11 protein-coding genes and 1 pseudogene are annotated in these 14,290 nt (G+C 53.8%); 7 read left to right on the plus strand and 5 right to left on the minus strand.

The window, feature by feature from the left end; translation table 11 throughout:
• Positions 1-130: 130 nt before the first annotated feature.
• Complete coding sequence (gene ybtA / locus EGY08_RS30165) at positions 131-1,090, minus strand: yersiniabactin transcriptional regulator YbtA (RefSeq protein WP_123829366.1); 960 nt, start codon at positions 1,088-1,090, stop codon at positions 131-133.
• 256 nt (positions 1,091-1,346) lie between these two features.
• Here ybtA and ybtP point away from each other — a divergent pair, with 256 nt between their 5' ends.
• Genes ybtP through EGY08_RS30185 form a run of 4 tightly spaced genes read left to right on the plus strand, consistent with a single transcriptional unit; the run spans position 1,347 to position 7,459 of the window.
• Positions 1,347-3,059 carry a yersiniabactin ABC transporter ATP-binding/permease protein YbtP gene (ybtP, locus tag EGY08_RS30170; protein WP_185762660.1) on the plus strand — a complete coding sequence of 571 codons (1,713 nt, stop codon included), beginning with the start codon at positions 1,347-1,349 and terminating at the stop codon, positions 3,057-3,059.
• Entirely contained in the window at positions 3,046-4,848 is a 1,803-nt protein-coding gene (ybtQ, locus tag EGY08_RS30175; protein ID WP_123829368.1) for a yersiniabactin ABC transporter ATP-binding/permease protein YbtQ, read from the plus strand. The genes ybtP and ybtQ overlap by 14 nt, the downstream gene beginning before the upstream one ends.
• Complete coding sequence (gene ybtX / locus EGY08_RS30180; RefSeq protein WP_123829369.1) at positions 4,841-6,121, plus strand: yersiniabactin-associated zinc MFS transporter YbtX; 1,281 nt, start codon at positions 4,841-4,843, stop codon at positions 6,119-6,121. The genes ybtQ and ybtX overlap by 8 nt, the downstream gene beginning before the upstream one ends.
• A gap of 27 nt (positions 6,122-6,148) precedes the next feature.
• Entirely contained in the window at positions 6,149-7,459 is a 1,311-nt protein-coding gene (locus tag EGY08_RS30185; protein ID WP_123829370.1) for a salicylate synthase, read from the plus strand.
• A gap of 128 nt (positions 7,460-7,587) precedes the next feature.
• On the opposite strand, the gene EGY08_RS30190 is transcribed toward EGY08_RS30185, so the two are convergent.
• From EGY08_RS30190 to EGY08_RS30205, 3 genes and pseudogenes are all read right to left on the minus strand, one after another.
• Positions 7,588-8,067 (minus strand): Hcp family type VI secretion system effector, encoded by a 480-nt coding sequence (locus EGY08_RS30190; protein ID WP_123829371.1) that lies wholly within the window; start codon positions 8,065-8,067, stop codon positions 7,588-7,590.
• Positions 8,068-8,305: 238 nt separating this feature from the next.
• On the minus strand, positions 8,306-8,998 hold the full coding sequence (locus EGY08_RS30200) for a hypothetical protein (protein ID WP_123829373.1): 693 nt from the start codon (positions 8,996-8,998) through the stop codon (positions 8,306-8,308).
• 64 nt (positions 8,999-9,062) lie between these two features.
• Positions 9,063-9,269, minus strand: a pseudogene (locus EGY08_RS30205) (recombinase family protein); the annotation flags it as partial.
• 546 nt (positions 9,270-9,815) lie between these two features.
• Here EGY08_RS30205 and EGY08_RS30210 point away from each other — a divergent pair.
• Together EGY08_RS30210 and EGY08_RS30215 are read left to right on the plus strand one after the other, a co-directional pair.
• Complete coding sequence (locus EGY08_RS30210) at positions 9,816-11,099, plus strand: HAAAP family serine/threonine permease (RefSeq protein WP_004120369.1); 1,284 nt, start codon at positions 9,816-9,818, stop codon at positions 11,097-11,099.
• Positions 11,100-11,161: 62 nt separating this feature from the next.
• Entirely contained in the window at positions 11,162-12,529 is a 1,368-nt protein-coding gene (locus EGY08_RS30215; RefSeq protein WP_087828112.1) for an L-serine ammonia-lyase, read from the plus strand.
• Between the two features lie 67 nt (positions 12,530-12,596).
• Here EGY08_RS30215 and EGY08_RS30220 read toward each other — a convergent pair whose 3' ends face one another.
• Entirely contained in the window at positions 12,597-13,040 is a 444-nt protein-coding gene (locus tag EGY08_RS30220; RefSeq protein ID WP_004120375.1) for a helix-turn-helix domain-containing protein, read from the minus strand.
• 327 nt (positions 13,041-13,367) lie between these two features.
• Here EGY08_RS30220 and EGY08_RS30225 point away from each other — a divergent pair, with 327 nt between their 5' ends.
• On the plus strand, positions 13,368-14,225 hold the full coding sequence (locus EGY08_RS30225; RefSeq protein ID WP_004120378.1) for a MurR/RpiR family transcriptional regulator: 858 nt from the start codon (positions 13,368-13,370) through the stop codon (positions 14,223-14,225).
• The last annotated feature ends 65 nt before the right edge of the window (positions 14,226-14,290 follow it).

Consider the following 14,290-nt stretch of genomic DNA (forward strand, 5'->3'; position numbering starts at 1 on the left):
ATTATTAACAATTGAGCGCTACCCGAATCGGGTTTATTTATGCCCGTTTCGGTTTCACGGTCGGCAAAAAAAAGGTCCGGATGGCGAATCCGGGCCTTGTTAACGGAGGGGGTTCTGGGGTGAGTCCTGGTTAGATCACACGTTTGAAGGTCGACGGGGTGACGCCAAACTGCTTCTGAAATGCGGCGGAGAAATGGCTGGCGTTGGCATAGCCTAGATCCGCCGCCACCGTCATAACGGAAGTATTGCCATTAGCCAGCCGTCTTCTTGCCTCCTGCATGCGTTCGGCCTGAAAAAGTCCGTAGACGCTGTTGTTGAACAGAACGCGAAATCCCCGCTTAATTTTAAGCACGCTTAAACCGGACTCTCTGGCGAGTTCGGTGACCCCCGGCGCCTGCGTCAAATCGGCCAGCAGCAGATCCTTTGCCCGCAGCAGTTTCTGGCGTTCCATCGGATTGAAGTGGCAGGAGGAACAGCTGGCGTCCTCGCGATGTTCATCCAGCACCAGGCTGAGCATCACCAAACTTTGTCCCTGTAGCCATAACGTCGACGGTTTTTGTTCATGAGTGAAGCCGCCGTGCATCCGCATCAGCGCATGACGCAGGGCCTGAGCCGTTAGGTGGGTTTCGGCATTACAACGTTGCTGCTGGCAACAGCAGTGGGAGTCGATCTTATTTTTAATGACCGAGCTAATATCCGGCACCCACAGCGCGAGGGCTTCAGGGCTGAAAGAGAGCGTAATGCTCTCGAACCGGCCGCAGTAGGAGGCGCTGCCGCGGCAGTCCGGCGTATGGGTAATGTAATGACGATCGCGCGCGAGTTCCCAGTCGGTGTGGCGGCTGAGTCCCTGGATCGCAAAGCGCGATGTGCCTTCCAGAATGCAAGAGAAGTTAATCCTGCCCAGGTCGTCGTGCAGCTGCAACGTCTCGGGCTGAGCAAAGTGGCCCCGCCAGAGCAAAATATCCATACCTTCCTGCAGCGAGCAGCGCAGCAGCTCACACTGGGCAGGAATAGTGCCGTCGTTCGCGGGTTTTCCAACCACTAGCTGGTGAATAGAGATGGCAGATTGCGTATGTGGTGACTCCGTCATGACCGGGTTATCTCCCTGTGGCTTAGACCAATGCGGGTATAAATAGAACCGAATGGGGTAGATGAGTAATTGATAATGGTTATTATTCACATTAATTCCCGGAACGCCACCTTGAAATAGTGTTTTTGGCGTCCATAAAAATTCATCAGGAAAATCAGCCACTCCCATGTCATCTCACTCATCCAACACTGAATCGCTGTCCCGATTTCCTCTTTGGCAGGTGATTACCCCGGTTCGCCGGAAGGTGCTCCTGGCTATGGCGCTGGCAGGGCTGGCGGCCTTAACCAGCCTGGGGGCGCTGCTTTTTCTGGCATGGTGCCTGCGCGATCTGCGCGGGGCGCCTGACTTCATCCCCGTCTGGCCGCTGAGCGGCGTAGTTGGCTGCGTGATAGCGACCTTTATCCTGCGCCTGCAGGCGTTCAATACCTCTCATTATGCGGCTTTCCATCTGGAGAATATTCTGCGCAGCAGATTAGCCCACAAGACCCTACAGCTTGCGCCGGGCGCGTTACAGCAGATGGGCAGCGGATCGGTGACGAAAGTGATGCTGGATGATGTGAAGTCGTTACATATTTTTGTTGCTGACAGTACGCCGCTCTATGCCCGCGCCATAATCATGCCGCTGGCGACTGTTGTTCTCGTATTCTGGCTGGACTGGCGACTGGCCATCGCGACGCTGGGGGTACTGGCGTTTGGTTCGGTGGTGCTGTTACTCGCCCGGCAGCGCTCGGAAAACATGGCTCAGCGTTATCATCAGGCGCGTGAACGGGTCAGCGCCGCGGTGATTGAGTTCGTACAGGCCATGCCGGTTGTGAGGACCTTTGATAGCGGCAGTACCAGCTTTTTGCGCTATCAACATGCCCTCGAAGAGTGGGTCGATGTGCTCAAAAGCTGGTATCGACAGGCCGGATTTTCAGCGCGTTTTTCATTCTCGATTCTGAACCCGCTGCCGACCTTATTCGTTCTTATCTGGTGCGGATACGGCCTGCTGCACGCTGGTAGTCTCGATTTTATCGCCTGGGTAGCCGTATTACTGATAGCCAGCGGAATGGCCGAAGCGGTAATGCCGATGATGATGCTTAATAACCTGGTCGCGCAAACGCGTTTAAGCGTTCAGCGTATCTATCAGGTTCTCATGATGCCGGAACTTTCGCGCCCGCGAGCCGATCGACAGCCGAAAGAGGCGAGTATCACCTTTGAGCAGGTAAGCTTTCATTATCCGCAAGCGCGGACTGGCGCCGCGTTGCAGGAGGTGAGCTTTCACGTGCCTGTCGGGCAAATTGTGGCGCTGGTAGGGCCAAGCGGCGCCGGGAAAAGCCCCGTGGCGCGGCTGCTGCTACGTTATGCCGATCCCGACAAAGGCCATATTCGTATTGGCGGCGTGGATCTGCGCGATATGCGGATAGAGACCCTGATGAAGCAAATCTCGTTTGTGTTTCAGGACAACTTTCTTTTTGCCGACACGATCGCCAATAACATCCGTCTGGGCGCGCCGGATACGCCGCTGGAATCGGTGATAGCGGCGGCCAGAGTGGCGCAGGCGCATGAGTTTATTAGCGCGTTGCCGGAGGGTTACAGCACGCGAGTCGGGGAACGAGGGGTATTCCTCTCCGGCGGGCAGCGGCAGCGCATCACCATCGCCCGGGCGCTTTTGCAGGACCGTCCCATTCTGGTGCTTGATGAAGCGACGGCGTTTGCCGATCCGGAAGGTGAAGCGGCGCTTATCAAAGCCCTCGCGGCTGCCATGCGCGGCCGGACGGTCATCATGGTCGCGCATCGTCTCTCCATGGTGAGTCAGGCCGATGTGATATTGCTGTTTTCCGACGGTCAGCTTCGGGAAAGCGGGAGCCACGGGCAGCTATTGGCGCAGGGTGGCCTGTATCAACGGCTATGGCAACGCTATCAGCAGGCGCAGCAGTGGGCGCCGGGTGGAACGCAGGAAGAGGCGGTGCAAAATGAAAGTCACTAACCCGGCGGATAATCTGGCCTGGCGCGCGATCTGGCGCCAGCTTATCTCCAGCGTGGGCAGTCAGGTGGGAACGCTGCGGCGCAGTCTGGTTGCTCTGCTGCTGGCGGCATTGATGCAGGGGATCGCCTTCGCCTGCCTCTATCCGATCGTTGATGCGCTGCTACGGAATGAGGCATCTCGACTTCTTCACTGGGCTTTGGCCTTCAGCATTGCGGCGTTTGTGACGCTGGCTCTCCGCTGGTATGGGCTGGGCTTTGAATACCGCGGGCATCTGGCGCAGGCCACCCATGAACTGCGTCTGCGCCTGGGCGAACAATTACGCCGCGTGCCGCTGGAGAGGCTCCAGCGCGGCAGAGCGGGCGAAACGAACGCCTTGTTGCTGGGCTCCGTGGATGAAAACCTCAACTATGTGATTGCGATAGCCAATATTTTACTGCTGACCATCGTTACGCCGCTGACGGCGTCGCTGGCGACATTGTGGATCGACTGGCGGTTGGGGCTGGTGATGCTGCTGATCTTCCCCTTGCTGGCGCCGTTTTATTACTGGCGCCGCCCGGCGATGAGGCGACAAATGCAGACCTTGGGCGAAGCGCACCAGCGGCTGAGCGGGGATATTGTTGAATTTGTGCAGGGGATGATGATATTGCGTACCTGCGGTAGCGATGCTGATAAAAGCCGGGCGCTGCGGGATCATTTTAACGCTCTGGAAAACTTACAGACCCGCACTCACCGCCAGAGCGCGGGCGCGACGATGCTGATCGCCGGCGTTGTGGAGCTGGGACTACAGGTGGTGGTGTTGTGCGGAATCATCTGGGTGGGCACGGGCACATTGAACCTCGCCTTTCTGATTGCCGCCACCGCGATGATTATGCGTTTCGCTGAACCGATGGCCATGTTTATAAGCTACACCTCGGTGGTGGAACTGATTGCCAGCGCCTTACAGCGTATTGAGCAGTTTATGGCGATCGCGCCGCTTCCCGTTGCAGAACGCGGAGAGATGCCGGAACGTTACGATATCCGCTTTGACAATATTCATTACCGCTATGACGACAGCGGCGATCCCGCGCTCAATGACCTCTCTTTGACCTTTCCGGCGGCCAGTATGAGCGCGCTGGTGGGCGCTTCCGGCGCAGGTAAAACCACGGTCAGCAAACTGTTAATGCGCTATGCCGATCCGCAGCAAGGGCGGATTTCTATCGGCGGCGTCGATATTCGTCGCCTGACGGCGGAACAGCTCAACAGCCTGATTTCCGTCGTATTCCAGGATGTCTGGCTGTTTGATGACACATTGCTGGCGAATATCCTGATTGCGCGCCCGCAGGCGACCCAGCAGGAAGTAGAAGAGGCCGCCCGCGCGGCGCAGTGTCTTGAATTCATTACCCGCCTTCCTCAAGGCTGGCTGACGCCAATGGGCGAGATGGGCGGACAGCTATCGGGCGGCGAGCGCCAGCGGATTTCCATTGCCAGGGCCTTATTGAAAGATGCGCCGATCGTCATTCTTGATGAGCCGACCGCCGCGCTGGATATCGATAGCGAGCTGGCGGTACAGAAAGCTATCGATAACCTGGTTCACAACCGGACGGTGATTATTATCGCCCATCGCCTGTCTACCATCGTCGGGGCAGGAAATATCCTGGTGATGGAGGAGGGCAAAGTGGTTGAACAGGGCACCCATGCGCAGTTGCTCTCTCTTCATGGGCGTTACCAGGCGCTGTGGCACGCGCAAATGGCCGCCCGCGTCTGGCGCGCCGAAGGGGTTTCCACGTCAGAGGAGGTGGCGCATGAGTGACGTTCCGTCGAATGTGAAACCGTTGACGTTAACCACCGGGCGGGTGATTTTCGCCATTGCCGGCATCTATGTGACACAGAGTCTGGTATCGGCGCTCTCGATGCAGTCCTTACCGGCGCTGGTGCGCGCTGCTGGCGGATCGCTTGCGCTTGCCGGGGCCACAACCCTGTTTATGCTGCCCTGGGCGCTGAAGTTTATTTGGGCGCCGTGGGTCGAGCGCTGGCGGCTACCTCCTGGCAGCCCGCAGCGCCGTTCCCGCATGCTGATCCTGCGCGGGCAGGCTGCGCTCGCGGCGATCCTGGCGATTGCCGCCGCGATTGGCGGGACAGGGCGAGAAGGCGTATTGCCCGAAACGATAGTCGTCGCGCTATTTGCGCTGTTTATGGTGGCGGGTACGGTCGCCTCCACTATTGATATCGCCAGCGATGGTTTTTGCGTCGATCAGCTGACCCGCGCAGGGTACGGTTGGGGAAACAGCGTGCAGGTCGGCGGCAGCTATCTGGGAATGATGTGCGGCGGCGGGGTGTTTCTGATGCTGTCGGCGACCGTCGGCTGGCCTGCGGCCATGCTGATGATGGCGGCGCTGATCCTGGTCTTATCCGTACCCCTGTGGCGCGTTGCCGAACCAACGCGCGCAGCATCTGTTCCGCATGTTCCGGCATTGGGTTATGCGCTTAGAAGGCGACAGGCTCGTCTGGGCTTAATGCTGGTAGTGATGCTGAATTCCGGCATGCGGTTTGTGCTGCCTCTTCTGGCGCCGTTGCTGTTGGATCATGGTCTGAGCATGTCAGCGCTCGGCGCGCTGTTCAGCGGCGGTAATATTGCGGCGGGCATAGCCGGAACGCTGGCGGGGGGATTGCTGATGAAATACCTCTCACCCGGCAGAGCGCTGTTTACGGCTTATGGCGTGCAGGGCATCGCGCTGCTGGCGGTAGTGATGACGCTGAAGATAGCGCCGGGTCCTCTACTGCTGCCGATTCTCCAGGTATTGATCGTTGTTCAATCTGTTTCGCTGGCCTGCGCGTTGGTCTGTCTTTACGCCACGCTGATGGCGCTTTCTTCTCCTTTGCAGGCCGGTGTCGATTTTACGCTCTTTCAATGTACTGACGCCGCCATCGCCATTCTGGCCGGCGTAGTCGGCGGCGTTGTCGCGCAGCGCTTTGGCTATACGGCCTGCTTCCTGTTTGCCGGCTTATTCACGTTGCTGGCGTCGTGGATTGTTTCTATCAGACTGCGTTCGGCAAAAGAACTGATGACAAGCTCAATTGATTGATTCGGGAATAACACAGAGAGGTAAGGGATGAAAATCAGTGAATTTTTACACCTGGCGTTACCAGAGGAGCAATGGCTGCCGATGATTTCTGGCGTCTTACGTCAGTTCGGAGATGAAGAGTGCTATGTCTATGAGCGCCAACCTTGCTGGTACATAGGTAAAGGATGCCAGGCGCAACTGCAGATTAATGCCGACGGCACCCAGGCGACATTCATTGATGATGCCGGAGAACAAAAGTGGGCGGTAGATTCGATTATCGACTGCGCGCGTCGTTTTATGACGCATCCGCGGGTAAGAGGATGCCGGGTATATGGCCAGGTTGGGTTCAACTTTGCGGCCCATGCGCGGGGAATGGCCTTTGATGCCGGCGAGTGGCCGCTGCTAACGTTAACCGCTCCCCGTGAAGAACTTATTTTTGAGAAGGGAAATGTTACCGTTTACGCGGACTCCGCCGACGGATGCCGCCGTCTGTGCGAGTGGGTAAAAGAGGTCGATACGGCGACACCATGCGGGCCAATGGTTGTGGATACCGCCCTGGACGGTGAAGCGTATAAACAGCAGGTTGCGCGCGCCGTTTCGGCGATCCGCCGCGGCGATTACGTTAAAGTCATCGTCTCACGCGCGATTCCTCTGCCTGCGCGAATTGATATGCCCGCTACGCTGCTATATGGACGGCAGGCCAACACGCCCACCCGTACGTTTATGTTTCGCCAGCAAGGACGCGAGGCGCTGGGTTTTAGTCCGGAACTGGTGATGTCGGTGACGGGAAACAAAGTGGTCACTGAGCCGCTGGCGGGCACCCGCGATCGCATGGGCGATACGGCGCATAATCAGGTAAATGAGAGGGAGCTGCTGCACGACGGTAAAGAGGTGCTTGAGCATATCCTCTCGGTCAAAGAGGCCATTGCCGAACTGGAGGCGGTTTACCAGCCCGGCAGCGTAGTGGTCGAGGATTTGATGTCGGTTCGCCAGCGCGGCAGCGTCCAGCATCTGGGGTCTGGCGTCAGCGGCCAGCTCGCGGAAGATAAGGATGCCTGGGATGCGTTTACCGTGCTGTTTCCGTCAATTACCGCGTCAGGTATCCCTAAAAAAGCGGCCCTCAACGCGATCATGCAAATTGAAAAAACGCCGCGGGAGCTCTATTCAGGCGCAATCCTGCTTCTGGAAGATACGTGCTTCGATGCGGCGTTAGTGCTGCGTTCCGTGTTTCAGGATAGCCAGCGCTGCTGGATACAGGCGGGGGCGGGTATCATCGCGCAATCTACGCCGGAGCGCGAACTGACGGAAACCCGGGAGAAATTAGCGAGCATTGCGCCCTATTTAAAGGTGCCCGCATGACGGTCATCGACCCTGTTTAAGGTGAAAAGTGCCAGCAAGCTGGCACTTTCTTTCCCGGATTCAGGCGTTTATCGTGCGTCGGCCAGCGCCAGCATCCATGGGCTGCACGGAGGTCAGAAACTTCGTCATTAGGCACAACAACGATCGTTCCATGAATCACGATAAATAATATTACCCTCCGTATACTTCCAGGTAATCGCCTCATAACGCAATTCGATTGTTTCCAGATGTGTGCTACTCATGCCATTAGGGGCAAGGTATGGGGAAACCGTCGTGATTTTGACGTTTTCCAGGATGATATTGAAATATTCTGATTCAATGCCCGATTCCAGTATTCGGTACATCTTGATTGTTGCTTTTTTCAGTGTTCGGCCTTCACATACGGCGCGATACAGAACAGGTGTCGTTTGGTCAAATTCTTTCACTATCGTGATCGGGCTATGAACGCGCGTTCCAGTAAGTTTGCCCCAACTGGGGTCTACTGGAATGGTTACACCGTGCGAAAATGATTTTAATTCGATAGAACCTAAACGCAGGGGCATTAAACAACTGCCAACAATCGGCGATCCGTTTTCATCTTCAAGCCATAAATGAGTGGGAGTAGCCATATAATTTCCTTATCAGTGATGATTTAATAACAGTGATCTTCACCCTGTCACCATCTACAATAACGCGTAAAAACAACAATCATAATCATGGCAAATACGCCTATAGGCCAAACAGGGCTCTCAGGAAAAAAATACCCCTGAAGCAGCGCAAAAATAATCGTGAGGATCACAGGTCCGTACAACGATGATAAAAACCTGAGTTGCCACAGTAGAAATTTCTTTAGTGATTGAATCATGATTATCTAATCATCCGGGTGATAATATTTGCTATGCCAGAATCAGACATCCATTGCGCTTCAAAGGCACCTGCGCGCTCGAATAGGGGTTCAATCAAAAAATACATCATTTCTAGTTGTTGCATGTAAAGTGCTGAATAATAGGCTGGGTATTGGACGTGTAAACGATGGGCGCTATCCGCCGCTTTCTGAACCAGACCATATGTAGCCAAAACCCCCGCAACCGTACCCGCAGCGCGTCCCGTAAGGGCACTGAGTTGCATATTTAGATTCAATCCAATACGAATGCTGGTAGCGACCGCTAAAGCGTACCCTGCACCTGTAAGGGTGTTGGCAGCGATATGGATATTCACGGCCATAAGCGCTTTTTTAATATGCTCTAATTGAGCATTAGTTTTGTATTTGAATATTTCCTCAAAGTAGGCCCGAAGCATTTCAAAGACAACGTCACCATGCTGGATAATGCGTATAACAGCATTCCTGAAGCGCAAATCTTCTGTCTTTTGCTGCTGGCAAACATCGTTGTATTCATCGGTGAAACAGGACGTGTAATACAGCAGGCGGGTTGCCCCCTTCCCTAATGCATCAACCTGGTTTCTGACCTTTTCGCCGACAGCAGAAACAGCATGATCGAGCTTCAGTGCAAGAATCTTGTTGGCTTGTAGGTAACTGATGACTTCATTGTTGTTGTACATAATCGCTCCTTGCTGATTTTCATTAAATCCGGTTTTCCATTATTTTCCACAGGAAAGCGTCCGATAGTTTCGGTACGACCAGCGCATCTCCCTGGCGAACAGACGCCAGAGCCTGAACCAGACCGCGTCGCTGGCGATTTGAACCAGTCAACCCCTTATCGGAATAAATCCGGTCCGGAGAAACGCCCAGACCGATGAGGACCTCTTGCTGTGCAGCCAGATCCTGTCGGTCAGTTGAACATCGGGCATAGCCAATGCGTATTTCTGTCATAGATATGTACGTATAAGGGGCCGTCAAAGAGATTGATATCGTACCAGTTATATAAAACAGCGTCAGCAATGAATTTCTCCAAGATACAAAACTCATTTTCACTGTCCGCTAAACGATCCTCTTACGGAAATAATTAATCGGGACAGGATGACTACTCATGGTAAAACGACAGGCAAAAGTTGACGACTGATTGTTTTAAATAATTGAGGGGGAGGGCGTTTATTTCCTTGCCCCTGATTTTTTGCGTTTTATTAATCGTATGACAAATAGTGGTTGTTATCTCTGCACGTGAATTATATAAATATCCAGCACCTTAAGCACACCCATATAAATAATAACGTCTTAAAAATGATACTTTAAAAAATATAAAAATTTCAGTATTAATTTTGATGCGTTAAAAGTCACCGCTATCCATCAGGTTATGTGATCGCTGTTAGCGAATTAGCATAGTCGCATTTAATAAAATAGCCAAATAAACACAGCGTTTTTATTACCTGCATCAGAATCAATAAATTCTGACCCTATTTTTATTACTGAGGCCATATTATGGAAACCGTTCAAAATACCCTCGTCGCTCGCGAGAGCAGCGGCTGGAGAAAGAGTGATACCGTCTGGATGCTGGGCCTGTACGGTACCGCGATAGGCGCAGGGGTGCTTTTCCTGCCGATTAACGCCGGGGTTGGCGGCTTAATTCCGTTAATTATCATGGCAATTCTTGCCTTTCCAATGACCTTTTTCGCCCACCGCGGTTTAACCCGTTTTGTGCTGTCAGGAAAAAATCCGGGGGAAGATATTACCGAAGTGGTGGAAGAGCATTTCGGTACCGGGGCAGGTAAACTCATTACGCTGCTCTATTTCTTTGCTATTTATCCGATTCTGCTGGTCTATAGTGTCGCCATTACCAACACGGTCGATAGCTTTATTACTCACCAGCTGGGGCTGGTGTCTCCGCCGCGCGCCATTTTATCGTTGATTTTAATTGTCGGGATGATGGGTATTGTCCGCTTTGGCGAAAAAATGATTGTTAAGGCCATGAGCGTACTGGTATTTCCGTTCGTGTTTGCGTTAATGATACTGGCGCTGTATTTGATACCGCAATGGAATGGCGCGGTTCTGGATACCCTGTCGCTGAGCGGCGCTTCGGCTACGGGGAATGGGCTGTGGATGACCCTGTGGCTGGCTATCCCGGTGATGGTTTTCTCCTTCAACCACTCGCCGATTATCTCCTCTTTTGCAGTGGCAAAGCGTGAAGAATACGGCGAGGACGCCGAGCGCAAATGCTCCCGTATCCTGGGCTTTGCCCACATTATGATGGTGCTGACCGTGATGTTCTTCGTGTTCAGCTGCGTGCTGAGCCTCTCCCCGGAAAACCTGGCGGAAGCGAAAGCACAGAACATCTCCATCCTTTCTTACCTGGCGAACCACTTTAACGCGCCGGTGATTGCCTGGATGGCACCGATCATCGCGATGATTGCGATTACCAAATCCTTCCTCGGCCACTATCTCGGGGCGCGTGAAGGTTTCAACGGCATGGTGATTAAGTCTCTGCGCGGTAAAGGCAAATCGATCGAAATCAACAAACTGAACAAGATCACCGCGCTGTTCATGCTGGTGACCACCTGGATTGTCGCGACCCTGAACCCGAGCATTCTGGGCATGATTGAAACGCTGGGTGGCCCGGTCATCGCGATGATCCTGTTCCTGATGCCGATGTATGCCATCAACAAAGTACCGGCTATGCGCAAATATAGCGGTCACATCAGCAACGCGTTCGTGGTTGTGATGGGACTGATTGCCATCTCCGCCATTTTCTTCTCTCTATTCAGCTAAGTTTCAGCGCCGCCGCTCACCGGCGGCGCATTCGTTTTGCTATGTAACCGCATGGGTGCCACATGATTAGCGTTTTCGATATTTTCAAAATCAGCATCGGGCCGTCCAGTTCCCATACCGTTGGGCCGATGAAAGCAGGAAAACATTTTGTTGATACCCTGCAGGAAAAAGGCCTGCTGCATAAAGTCACCCGTCTGGTGGTGGACGTGTATGGTTCTCTTTCATTAACGGGTAAAGGCCACCATACCGATATCGCCATTATTCTTGGACTGTCCGGGTATTTACCGGATACCGTGGATATCGACGCCATTCCCGGCATTATTCGCGATGTCAACGCCATGCATCGTCTGTTTATTGAAGAAGGCCAGCGCGAAATTGAGTTTCCGGTGGCGGAATGCATGCGTTTTCACAATGAATTTCTGCCGCTGCATGAAAATGGCATGAGCATTACCGCGTTTTGCGACGGCAAAATCGCCCATTTCCAGACTTATTATTCCATCGGCGGCGGTTTTATCGTGACCGAGGAAAACTTTGGCAAGAGTCAGGGCGCGGATGTCGATATTCCGTTCCCGTTCTATTCCGCTCGCAACCTGCTGGCGCACTGCCAGGACAACTGCCTGTCGATTTCCGCGGTGATGATGAAAAACGAGATCGCCCGCCACGGCAGGGAGAGCGTTGAGCAAAATATGGCGAAAATATGGGAGACCATGAGAAACGCCATTAATCGGGGGATGAATACGGAAGGTATTTTACCGGGGCCGCTGAAGGTGCCGCGCCGCGCTTCTGCGCTGCACCGTGTGCTGGCGCCGCAGAGCCAGTCGATTACGCCGCTGAGCGCGATGGATTGGGTCAATATGTTCGCCATGGCGGTCGGAGAAGAGAACGCGGCGGGTGGGCGAGTCGTGACCGCGCCGACCAACGGCGCCTGCGGCATTGTCCCGGCGGTGCTGGCCTATTACGATCGGTTTATCAAAGAGGTGACGCCGGAAATCTCTATGCGCTATTTCCTGACGGCGGGCGCGATCGGCATTCTTTATAAGATGAACGCCTCCATTTCCGGGGCTGAGGTCGGTTGCCAGGGCGAAGTGGGCGTGGCCTGCTCGATGGCGTCCGCCGGACTGGCCGAGCTGTTGGGGGGCAGTCCGGAGAAGGTGTGCATCGCCGCGGAGATCGGTATGGAGCATAACCTTGGCCTGACCTGCGATCCGGTGGCCGGCCAGGTCCAGGTACCCTGCATTGAGCGTAACGCGATTGCGGCGGTGAAGGCGATTAACTCGGCCAGTATGGCGATGTACCGTACCAGCGATCCGAAAGTCTCACTGGATAAAGTCATCGAAACGATGTTTGAGACGGGCAAAGACATGAACGCCAAATACCGTGAAACCGCCCGAGGCGGTCTGGCGATTAAAGTCGCGGTGTGTGAATCCTGAGTCCCATAAAAAACGCCTGTTTAACGACAGGCGTTTTTTCTTTCCCCGGTGGTGCAGGCCCTACAGTTTAGGGCTTTTTTTTCTCTCCGTCAGGCGGCTGAAAAGACCATACCACGCTGTTAGAAGCCGATGAGGTGTACCATTCGTTAATGGTGGCGTTTGACTCGCTGGTCTGCGCCGCGGCGGCCTGTTTCTCTTTTGGCTGATGCGTTTTTTTCCGAATACGGATACGGGAAGGGGCCCCGGAATTAATTTGCGCTTTAAAGGTGCGCATATGTGAATCAAATAAAATTGACTCCAGTTGATGTAGTCGGTCGAGGCCGCGCAAAATACCAATCAGCGTACTGAGAGTGACGGACTCACCTAGTTCAACGCGTTTAATGGTTGCCGCGCCGACCTGGGCGCGTTCGGCAAGCTCAATCTGTGATAGCCCCAGCTGTATACGCGTTTCTTTAATTCTTCGGCACAGTTCAGAAATAATTTCACTGTCGGGCATGGTACTGAAACGCATCTTAATTCCTCTACTGCGTAATAAAACCTGACTAATTATTCCGCAAGCCAATTTATAAATAAAGCGAATAATTTCTCTTTTGCGATAGCGACGACAATGTTTTTTACCAATGCCATCAACGAGTTGGATATACGGTCGTTCCCGCGAATCCAGTGGATTCAGGCGCCGAATAAAGGGACTTCGGATTAATCGCCTGGGGCGATACACCGTGGCGCAGGGATGCGCCTCTCTCTGCCATAATGCAATTACGGCGAATTGCGGTTATATATATCCCTTTCTGCGGCCAGGTTTCGCCGCAGCCACTCTTACGGATGATAACGATACGCCATGAATCTTCGTGAAAACATTGTGAGCCAATTCAGCCTGCTGTCGCCCGAACTCCAGCGCGCGGCGGAATTTTCCCTGCAAAATGCCAACCAACTGGTGGTGCAATCAATGCGTGCCTTCGCCGCGGAAGCCGGCGTTAAGCCTGCCACGCTACTACGCCTGGCGCAGCGTCTGGGCTATAACGGTTGGCGGGAACTGAAAAGCGCATTTATCGACGATCTCGGCTTAGGAAATGATACATATGTATCTAAGGCTGAAAAATTGATCGCTAAAGGAACGCAGCCCGAGCTGTACGAAGAGGTTTTCCTCGCGCATCAGGCCAATCTGGCATTCACTCAGGCAGAGAATCAACACGCTATGCAGCAAGCGATTACGTTGCTGGATGAAGCGAAGCAGGTCTATATTTGCGGCTTCCGCGCCAGCTTTCCTATTGCCTGGTCGTTGTTTTATGTCTACCGATTGTTCAATCGCCAGGTGTCGCTGATTGACGGATTGGCCAGTAATATCGAAGTATTCACCCGTGAGATCAACGCGGAAGACTGTCTGCTATTGACCAGCTTTTCTCCCTATTCCCGTGAATCTCTCGACGTTCTCAATGCAGCCAGACAGGCCGGGGCGCGGATTATCGCCATCACCGACTCACCGGTTTCGCCGCTGGCGCAAACGGCGGACTGCACGTTGCTTTTCTCCCTCAGCAGCCCGTCTTTTTTCCCTTCGATAGTTTCCGGTATGGGCGTTGCCGAGTGTTTGCTGGCGATGCTGGTTGCCCGCCACGGTCGGGAGGCGGTGAATAAGATTGAGAGCGCAGAACGTTATCTGCAACGCTCCGGGGCGTATGTGATGCCCGATAAACCCTGATAAATGATTCATTTGCTTTTATCATAAGAAAATTAAACACATTTGAATCATTATTGAATTGACGA

Source organism: Klebsiella sp. FDAARGOS_511 (assembly GCF_003812845.1).
Classification (GTDB): Bacteria; Pseudomonadota; Gammaproteobacteria; order Enterobacterales; family Enterobacteriaceae; genus Klebsiella; species Klebsiella grimontii.

Excerpts from the sequence above, each read along its gene's own strand:
- ybtQ (WP_123829368.1), top strand. The coding sequence starts at position 3,046 with ATGAAAGTCACTAACCCGGCGGATAATCTGGCCTGGCGCGCGATCTGG.
- EGY08_RS30200 (WP_123829373.1), bottom strand. The coding sequence starts at position 8,998 with ATGTACAACAACAATGAAGTCATCAGTTACCTACAAGCCAACAAGATT.
- ybtP (WP_185762660.1), top strand. The coding sequence starts at position 1,347 with ATGGCGCTGGCAGGGCTGGCGGCCTTAACCAGCCTGGGGGCGCTGCTT.
- EGY08_RS30220 (WP_004120375.1), bottom strand. The coding sequence starts at position 13,040 with ATGCGTTTCAGTACCATGCCCGACAGTGAAATTATTTCTGAACTGTGC.
- EGY08_RS30185 (WP_123829370.1), top strand. The coding sequence starts at position 6,149 with ATGAAAATCAGTGAATTTTTACACCTGGCGTTACCAGAGGAGCAATGG.
- EGY08_RS30210 (WP_004120369.1), top strand. The coding sequence starts at position 9,816 with ATGGAAACCGTTCAAAATACCCTCGTCGCTCGCGAGAGCAGCGGCTGG.
- EGY08_RS30215 (WP_087828112.1), top strand. The coding sequence starts at position 11,162 with ATGATTAGCGTTTTCGATATTTTCAAAATCAGCATCGGGCCGTCCAGT.
- EGY08_RS30225 (WP_004120378.1), top strand. The coding sequence starts at position 13,368 with ATGAATCTTCGTGAAAACATTGTGAGCCAATTCAGCCTGCTGTCGCCC.
- ybtX (WP_123829369.1), top strand. The coding sequence starts at position 4,841 with ATGAGTGACGTTCCGTCGAATGTGAAACCGTTGACGTTAACCACCGGG.
- EGY08_RS30190 (WP_123829371.1), bottom strand. The coding sequence starts at position 8,067 with ATGGCTACTCCCACTCATTTATGGCTTGAAGATGAAAACGGATCGCCG.
- ybtA (WP_123829366.1), bottom strand. The coding sequence starts at position 1,090 with ATGACGGAGTCACCACATACGCAATCTGCCATCTCTATTCACCAGCTA.